Consider the following 7,028-nt stretch of genomic DNA (forward strand, 5'->3'; position numbering starts at 1 on the left):
CAAGGTGCGGCCTTCGACGGAATAGGTGATGTCTGAAATGCGTAACATGGGGGGGCAGTGCCACGGGGCGGGGCGGGGGTCAATCAGCGTTCGTTGTGGCCTTTGCCCGCCAGCACCGCCGCGCGTGATTTCTCCACGCGGCTGACACGTGTTTTCACTTGTTTGGCGGCGTTGAAATGCAGACACCAGCTGCGTTTGCGCCCCGGCGTCAGAGCGTCCCATGCGACGCTGAAGTCCGGGTCAGCGGCAAGGGCATCGGTCAGGGCGGCGTCCATCACCATGGGGTCTGCAGCGCGTCGGGGTGGTTTGATCCCGGCCTCGGCCTTGTCCATCAACTGACGCAGATACCTTTCCAGCACCGGTTGTTTGTCGGTCACCTGATTTGCATGGGTGAAGGTCACTTGTGAGGGCGCGCGCGAATTAGGGCCGATGGGTTCAAGGATGCCGTCGGTGTCATCCAGCAGGTCCGAGTTCATGAAGGACAGGCGAAAGCTCCGTTGAAACGCGCCGAACACGGCGATGTTGCGGCCTGCGTGGGTATAGGCAGGGTGGCCCCATTTGACGGTTTCCGACAGGCCCAGCCCCAGACACAGCTGGCGCAAACGGGCCAGCCCGTCGCCCCAGATCAGCGCCGAACACGCCGGCGTGTTGAACCGTCCGCAGCGGTCGCATCCCTTGGCGAAATAGGTGTCGATATCAGTGATCACGGCGCTGTCCGTTAGCAGTCTTGCGCCAGATTAACCCTGTCTCTGCCGCACGCCAAGCGGGGTCTTTTCAACCCCTAAGCCCCATGTTAGGGCAGCGCCAGATTTACTCCAACCAAGAGGCTTAGTCCCATGGCGATCCAACGCACATTCTCCATCATCAAACCCGACGCCACCAAGCGTAACCTGACCGGCCAGATCATTGCCAAGTTCGAAGAGGCCGGCCTGCGGATCATCGCATCCAAGCGTATCCAGCTGACGCTTGCACAGGCGCAGCAGTTCTACGGCGTCCATTCTGAACGTCCCTTCTTTGACGAACTGTGCGAATTCATGATCTCCGAGCCGATTGTCGTTCAGGTTCTCGAAGGTGAAGACGCCATCGCGAAAAACCGCGAAGTTATGGGTGCCACCAACCCAGCCGACGCCGCTGACGGCACGATCCGTAAGGAATTCGCCCTGTCCATCGGTGAAAATTCCGTCCACGGGTCCGACGCGCCAGAAACCGCTGCCGAAGAAATCGCCTTCTTCTTCTCCGGTCTTGAGCTGGTCGGCTAAGCGCCATAGCGTTTGACAGACACGCCCCGTCGGAGTGATCCGGCGGGGCGTTTTCATTTGAAAGGCCCTCGTTCTGATGCTGCTCTTTGGTTTGATCACCGTCGTGATGATGAATTTCGCGGCCAATTCGCTGTTGAACCGCGCGGGCATTGACCTGTTTGGCATGGACCCGCTGGGCTTTGCGGGGGTGCGTCTGTTGGCGGGGGCGGCAATGTTGGGGGCCTTGGTGGCATGGCGCGGTGGTTGGCCTGCGACGACACGGACGCGCATGGCCGGGTCGGGGTGGCTGGTGCTGTATCTGGTGCCGTTTTCATTGGCCTATCTGACGTTGCCCTCGGGCGTTGGGGCCTTGGTGTTGTTCGGCGTTGTGCAGATCACGATGTTCGCAGGCTCTGCCTTGGGCGGCACGACACCGCGGGCGGCGCAATGGGCGGGCATGGGTCTTGCCATGGCCGGTCTGGCGTGGCTGCTGTGGCCCGGTGCGGGCACGCAGCTTGATCTGGCGGGGGTGGCCTTTATGGCCGTGGCGGGAATTGGTTGGGGTTTGTTTTCCCTCAAGGGACGGGGGTCTTTGGACCCCTTGGGTGATATGGCCATGTCCTTTGTGATTGCCGCCCCCGTTGCCCTTTTGCTGATCTTTCTGGGCACAGCGTGGACCCTTTGGGGCGTCATCGTGGGGGTGATCTGCGGGGCCGTGACCTCTGGCCTGGGCTATGCGCTGTGGTACCGCGTCTTGCCCCAGATCGCGGCCACCACGGGGGCCGTCGCGCAGTTGAGCGTCCCGGTCATCGCCTTGGTCGCAGGCGCCGCCCTTTTGGGGGAGGTTTTGACCGTCGATATCCTGATCGGGGCCGCGATTGTGCTGGGCGGGATCGCGCTGTCGGTCCTCAAACGCTAACAGTCGCGGCGAACCTCCCGGTCACGCAATCCGGTTTCCACCAACATGCAGCGGTCGCGGGCCTCATAATAGTAGCCGCGCGCGTACCAGCCCACGGCGGTGGGAATACTGCCATCCGACAACAGCCACGCACCGCGCAGATAGCGGCCCGCGTAGATCAGGTTGGTTTCCGCATCCAACAGGTCAGACGGCGCGCCGCGAAACCCCATGCCACGTGCGGTTTCGGGCAAAATCTGCATCAGCCCCCAATAAGGCCCGTTGCGCGCGCCCGCGCGGTAATCGCTTTCGCGTTGAATAACGGCGTGCAGCAGGTCTTCTGGGATGTCATGAATGGCGGCGTATTTGACGATCAGCGCACGCATCTGCGGCGTCTCACCGGGGTTGAGTGTGACGGGTGCGGGTGCGGGAGCAGGGACATCGTGCGCGGGGGCTGCGCAGGCGGCGAGTGTCGCGACGATAAAGCAGGTAAGGACGATGCGCATAAAACCTCCGGTCGGGTGACGGGACCGGATTACCGCGCCGCGTTGTCCGGCAAAAGAGGCGCGTCTTGCGGTTGGCGGGGGACCGCCTGTCCGGTGCGTTCCAGATGGTCGCGGATCAGCGCCACGTTGCGGATTTTGCTTTTGTAGCCGATGTCGAACAGGTCACCCACCAGCGGGATCGACCCGATAAGCCAGTCGATGCCCATATTGGCAATCATCCGGCCCTTGGTGTGACCGGACACACCGGCGCGGTGGCCTTCGCGCAGGATATAGACCGAGGGCGCCAGCGCCAATGCGTCGCCCACGCCGGGTACAAGACCCAGAATGGTGTCCAGACCAAACCGGATCCGGGTGCCGGGAATGCGCACAAGGCTGTCCATCTGCACGGCCAGACGTTCGAGACGTTCAATATCTACGGGGGTGTCGGTCATGCCACCTCAACCTTTCGGGAGCGAGGGGGTTCCACCCTATCCATCGCGTGCAATCAGTCCGATGTCATTCATGAAGGCTTCAAGCTCAGACGCACCGGCATTGAAATGTCGCGCCTTGAGGGCATCGAACCTGCGGCGCAGCGCCTTTTTCTCTTCGCCCTTGCAGTCGTTCCAGGGTCGGCCCTGTAGCCCCATATGCAAGACGTAGTAGCCGATAAAATGCGGCCGGTGTCCGTTTTGTAGCAGACGCGCGTAGGCCGCATCTGGGCCGAGATTGCGCAGGTCTTCAGCGGTCATGATACCGGCGTCGTGAAAGGCGGCTTCCATGGCGGGGCCAAGATTGCGGATGGTGGAAATTGCACTCATGCGGGGAAGATTACGCAGCGGCGCGAAAAAGACCAGAGGACGGATGCCGCAGACCGGAGGGCCGCGCATCAACGCCCGCTGGAGGAGGCCCCGCGACCTGAGGGGAAAGAAAGGCCACGGGGGAGGGTGGTCAGATGCTCGCGAAGTCTTTGAAGACGACGGGTGCATCGGGTTTGGGCGCGCGGCGGGTGCCAAGCGGGGTCGGGGCCGGTTTGGACGGGGTCGGTGGGGTAGGTTGGGTCGGCATGGGACCGCTCCTTTATATAACTGCCTTGTGCTGCCTCAACGGGCCGGTTGCGGCCTGTGTTCCGCCCTCTGACGGGGCTGTGATCCGACGGCACCACCGCATCGTGGTCAAATCCGGGCGCAAATGGGGCAGAAATAAGGCAGCGGCGGAAATACCACAGCCAAGAGGGGGCCATGCTGTGGGTAAATATGGGACATTTCTGTGGATAACTTCGAAAATCTTGATGTTCAGACTAGCCCGACAACAACATCTTATGCCATGGTCCAGATATAGGCCACATTTGCTGCACCGTGGTCGAGAAGTCATTTTAATGACCTGCGTAAAGACTCTTGGGGGATAGACATGAGCAAGATCATCAAACACCTGCCGTGGATTGCACCGACTGTGGCCATTCTGGCCGTTGGGTCGGGATTTCTGGACCGGATCAATATTTCATTCGACGGCGCTGACAGTGATGTCGCACAGACCGCACCGGCACCTGCCCCCGTCGATGAGGCGGCAGCGGCCCTGGCGGCTGTCGAACCTGTGGCTCCTGCCGCCTCTACACCGGTGCAGGCCCCCGAAACAGTGGCACAGCAACTTGCCGCGCTGCTGAACGAGGCCAACACCGACGTTGCCCCCGCAGCCGACGTGGACGTGACACGCAACATCGGTTTTTCTGTCGATACCCTGCAGGCTGCCACGGACACTGCGCTGGCCGCCGAACCCGCCGCCGCCCCTGTTGCGGCCCCGGCTGTTGCACAACCCCAGTCCAACGCCGTTGGCGCCGATTTCTTCGCTGCCGCACAGGCCAATCTGGCCCGTGACCGCCAGTGCATTGACGATCTGAAAACACTGTCGTCGCAGGCACGGGTCTATTTCCCCTCCGGTGGGGTGACCGCCGAACAGGCCGGTCTGGAACAGGCGCGCCTGTTGGGCGTTCTGGCACAGCAATGCCCCGGCGTTATCATTCAGGTGGAAGGCCATTCCGACCCGTCGGGCAACCCTGTGGTGAACCAGCGGCTGAGCCTTGAACGGGCCGAGGCCGTGGTGGCCCGCGTCATTGCCTCCGGTGTGGATGCGTCGCTGTTTCAGGCCGTAGGCCGCGGCGATGGTGTGCCGTCGCTGGTGCGTGGCCCGCAACCGCAGTCCTATTATGACCGCCGCGTTGAATTTTCCATTGTGGAAACGGCCCAACAGGCAAGCTTTACCGCGCCGGCCTTTGCCGCACCGGGTACGAATTTCCGCGTGGCGGCCTGTGTGTCCCAGCTTCAGTCGGCTGTGCAGGGGGCCTCTATCGAATATGCGCCCCGCGGTATGACGATCAGCGATACGGATTTCGCCCTTGCGGCCCGGCTGGCCAATATTGCGGCGTCCTGCCCTGATGCCCGTCTGCGCATCGTGGGCCAGCACAGTGATGATCCCCGCGCCAGTGAGGATGCATCGACCGGACGTCTGCGGGCTGTTGTTCTGATGAGCCGTCTGGTCAATCAGGGCTTCCCCTCCGAACAGCTGATCCTTGGCGCGCCGTCCGATGCGCAGCCCGTCGCGGGGTTGAGCGACAGCCGCGTTGATTTTGATGTGATCCTCGAAGATATCTGATCCCCATAAGGATCAAGCGATGCGCCCGGCCTTTTGGTCGGGCGTTTTGCGTTTTAGCGACCCCAGACCGCAGGGTGACGGCGCAAGGGCCCGGCGGGCAGGGGCCAGTTCGGGCCGTGGCCGTCCAACGTGATCGGAAAAGTGATGCGCTGGGCCGGCCCCCATGGGGTCTGTTCGATATGGTCCGCCAGATCGGCCGGTGTTTCGGTCAGACCGTCCCCCGCAAAGGCGCGATCCCCGGCTGAGGTCAGCAGCCGCGCCGTGCGCGCCAAGGACAGCCGCGCCGTACTGCAAACGCCTGTGTCATTGCGCATCCGCACCGCGCGCAACACGGCAGCGGCGATCAGATAGCCGGTGCCATGGTCCAGCGCCTGAACGGGCAGGGGGCGTGGTTTGCCCGCGCCTGCGTGCTGTTGCCCTGTATGGGCGATGCCGCTGCTCATCTGCACAAGGCTGTCGAAGCCGCGTCTGTCGGCCCATGGCCCGCTGTGCCCGTAGGCGTTCAGGCTGACATCTATAAGGTGCGGCGCGATCCGGCGCAGACTGTCCGTGTCATAGCCCAACTTGGCGAGGGCATCGCGTCTGTAGCCGTGGACCATCACGTCCGCTTGGGACAACAAAGCCTCGAACCTGGCGCGGTCGGCGGCGTCAGTCAGGTCCAGACCAGCGCAGCGTTTGCCCAAGGTGACCTCAGGCACGACGCCGGGTTCGTCCCAGCTGGGCGGGTCGATCCGCAGCACATCCGCCCCGAAGCCCGCCAAAAGCCGCGTGGCCACGGGGCCTGCCAGCACGCGCGTCAGATCAAGCACTTTGAGGCCCGTCAATGACACCGGCGGCGCGTCCTGTGCGGTGGTCTGCCAAGCGATCAACGGCTCGCCTGCCACGGCTTCCCCTTGGGGGTGGGCGGCCCATTCGGTCTGGCTGTGCAGGGCGGCGGCGCAGCCGTCTGCTGCAACAATGGCTGTTTCAAGATCGGTCTTGGACCACTGGGCGACTTTGGCGGCCACAGCATCGCGATCTACAGGGCACTTAATAACAGACAGCGCCGCATCGCGGTGATGGGGCGCATTGGTGTGCAGCCTGATCCAGCCGTCCGCCGCTCTGTAATCCCCCGCGACGGGATCCCACAGGTCGGGCAGCTCCCATCCGTGGGGGCGCAGGGTCATGTCAAACCACATCAGGGCATGGCGACGGTTCACCACCGGCGCGGTCCCGGTCAGCGCCGCCAGTTCACCCGCCGCTGCTGCCACGGTGGCGGTGGCAAAGTCGGATGTGTGAAAGCACGACGGCAACTCCCCCTCCGATACGATGGAAACTTCGCCTGCGGGGAGGGCGCCAAGGGCGTCGGTAATCTGCGCTAGAAAATGATCTGTCATGCCCCCGACGATAGGGGGCTTGCCCGCGACGGTCCAGCGGCTGGCCCATGGGGTGAGGCCCGGCGACCGTCTGGTGGTCTGAGAATGGGGCCGATTCCACCCCACCGGTGTGCGGAACACGCGAGAAGAGAGGAGCGAGAAGGTGCCCTTGGGGAAACGGAATCGAACAGGTGTGATTCCGGTTCATTCCGGTGGGATTGCTCAGACCTTGGGGCGGCATTTGGCAAGAATTGTCCGGGGCAGGGGAGGGGGCTGTGACGCTAAACCCCTTATAAACATAGGGTTTGGCAATGCAGCACGGACCAAATTGGAAAATCTTCGCCTTTGGTGCGGTTTTCTTCAAAAAAGGGGTTGCGGGTGTTGTTGAGTAACCGTAGAACCCCCCTCA

At 62.8% G+C, this 7,028-nt stretch carries 8 protein-coding genes; 3 read left to right on the forward strand and 5 right to left on the reverse strand.

The features are described 5' to 3' along the window. Nucleotides 1–83: 83 nt before the first annotated feature. Nucleotides 84–707, reverse strand: a complete 624-nt coding sequence (locus tag QZ653_RS14500; RefSeq protein WP_296421168.1) for a YdeI/OmpD-associated family protein — start codon at nt 705–707, stop codon at nt 84–86. A gap of 129 nt (nt 708–836) precedes the next feature. Here QZ653_RS14500 and ndk point away from each other — a divergent pair, with 129 nt between their 5' ends. Together ndk and QZ653_RS14510 are read left to right on the forward strand one after the other, a co-directional pair. Further along, the gene (gene ndk / locus QZ653_RS14505; RefSeq protein WP_296421169.1) at nt 837–1,259 is read left to right on the forward strand and encodes a nucleoside-diphosphate kinase; all 423 of its coding nucleotides are present in this window, start codon (nt 837–839) and stop codon (nt 1,257–1,259) included. Nucleotides 1,260–1,335: 76 nt separating this feature from the next. Then, nucleotides 1,336–2,157 (forward strand): DMT family transporter, encoded by an 822-nt coding sequence (locus QZ653_RS14510; RefSeq protein ID WP_296421170.1) that lies wholly within the window; start codon nt 1,336–1,338, stop codon nt 2,155–2,157. Here QZ653_RS14510 and QZ653_RS14515 read toward each other — a convergent pair. The 3 genes from QZ653_RS14515 to QZ653_RS14525 are packed head-to-tail and all read right to left on the reverse strand — an operon-like array spanning nt 2,154 to nt 3,436. Continuing rightward, a complete protein-coding gene (locus QZ653_RS14515) occupies nt 2,154–2,639 on the reverse strand; it encodes a transglycosylase SLT domain-containing protein (protein ID WP_296421171.1) in 486 nt (161 codons plus the stop codon). The two genes, QZ653_RS14510 and QZ653_RS14515, sit on opposite strands and share 4 nt — an antisense overlap. A gap of 29 nt (nt 2,640–2,668) precedes the next feature. Next, nucleotides 2,669–3,070: a DUF4112 domain-containing protein gene (locus QZ653_RS14520; RefSeq protein ID WP_296421173.1), complete on the reverse strand. Its 402-nt coding sequence runs from the start codon at nt 3,068–3,070 to the stop codon at nt 2,669–2,671. A gap of 36 nt (nt 3,071–3,106) precedes the next feature. Next, nucleotides 3,107–3,436, reverse strand: coding sequence for a TfoX/Sxy family protein (locus QZ653_RS14525; protein ID WP_296421174.1), 330 nt, complete (start codon nt 3,434–3,436; stop codon nt 3,107–3,109). Between the two features lie 589 nt (nt 3,437–4,025). Here QZ653_RS14525 and QZ653_RS14530 point away from each other — a divergent pair. Next, nucleotides 4,026–5,264, forward strand: coding sequence for an OmpA family protein (locus QZ653_RS14530; RefSeq protein ID WP_296421176.1), 1,239 nt, complete (start codon nt 4,026–4,028; stop codon nt 5,262–5,264). Between the two features lie 53 nt (nt 5,265–5,317). Here QZ653_RS14530 and QZ653_RS14535 read toward each other — a convergent pair whose 3' ends face one another. Continuing rightward, nucleotides 5,318–6,640, reverse strand: a complete 1,323-nt coding sequence (locus QZ653_RS14535; RefSeq protein ID WP_296421177.1) for a CoA transferase — start codon at nt 6,638–6,640, stop codon at nt 5,318–5,320. Nucleotides 6,641–7,028 lie beyond the last annotated feature (388 nt).

This window comes from Pseudooctadecabacter sp. (assembly GCF_020627745.1).
Taxonomy (GTDB): domain Bacteria; phylum Pseudomonadota; class Alphaproteobacteria; order Rhodobacterales; family Rhodobacteraceae; genus Octadecabacter.

Bases quoted from the DNA above. Each gene is read 5' to 3' on its own strand.
- ndk (WP_296421169.1), top strand. From the start codon at position 837: ATGGCGATCCAACGCACATTCTCCATCATCAAACCCGACGCCACCAAG.
- QZ653_RS14510 (WP_296421170.1), top strand. From the start codon at position 1,336: ATGCTGCTCTTTGGTTTGATCACCGTCGTGATGATGAATTTCGCGGCC.
- QZ653_RS14515 (WP_296421171.1), bottom strand. From the start codon at position 2,639: ATGCGCATCGTCCTTACCTGCTTTATCGTCGCGACACTCGCCGCCTGC.
- QZ653_RS14520 (WP_296421173.1), bottom strand. From the start codon at position 3,070: ATGACCGACACCCCCGTAGATATTGAACGTCTCGAACGTCTGGCCGTG.
- QZ653_RS14525 (WP_296421174.1), bottom strand. From the start codon at position 3,436: ATGAGTGCAATTTCCACCATCCGCAATCTTGGCCCCGCCATGGAAGCC.
- QZ653_RS14530 (WP_296421176.1), top strand. From the start codon at position 4,026: ATGAGCAAGATCATCAAACACCTGCCGTGGATTGCACCGACTGTGGCC.
- QZ653_RS14535 (WP_296421177.1), bottom strand. From the start codon at position 6,640: ATGACAGATCATTTTCTAGCGCAGATTACCGACGCCCTTGGCGCCCTC.